Origin of the sequence: Acinetobacter sp. UBA2063 (genome assembly GCF_002333245.1) — a bacterium.
GTDB lineage: Bacteria > Pseudomonadota > Gammaproteobacteria > Pseudomonadales > Moraxellaceae > Acinetobacter > Acinetobacter parvus.
Genome location: NZ_DDAH01000118.1, coordinates 7068 through 7511, shown reverse-complemented (window position 1 = coordinate 7511; position 444 = coordinate 7068). Strand labels below are relative to the sequence as shown.

The window sequence follows — 444 nt, the reverse complement described above, 5'->3', positions numbered from 1 at the left end:
ACGATTCTTTTCTCTTAGCATATTTTCATATTGCCATAAGATAAATTTTATGGTTTTGCTATCGTAAACATGTTTTTTTGTCGTATAATCTTCAACAAGATTAATGAATTTGTCTTCCCAATACCATTTAAATCCTTTATTTGTTGCAAATTTAATATTCTCATAAAGTAAATCAAAGTTTTTTGAACTTAAATATTCTTTTGCAAAAACTGGTAAACGATCAGTACGATAATCTCCTAATTTAAGTTTAAAGCATAAAACTTCCATTAATTTTAATAGATTTTTAAATTGAGGATGTTGGCTCTGACCATTTTGGAAAAGTGCAAGCAATACAATTTTCCAATTTGCAGTATTACCAACTAAAAATAAATTTTGTAGTGCAGGTTCATTCACTTGTTTAACAATTGCATTGGCACAGCGTGTAATCTTTTCAAAATTTTCAAA

Annotated in this window: 1 pseudogene; it reads right to left on the bottom strand. The window is 27.0% G+C overall.

From position 1 onward, the window contains the following. Positions 1-444, bottom strand: a pseudogene (locus B4H32_RS05200) (hypothetical protein); the annotation flags it as partial.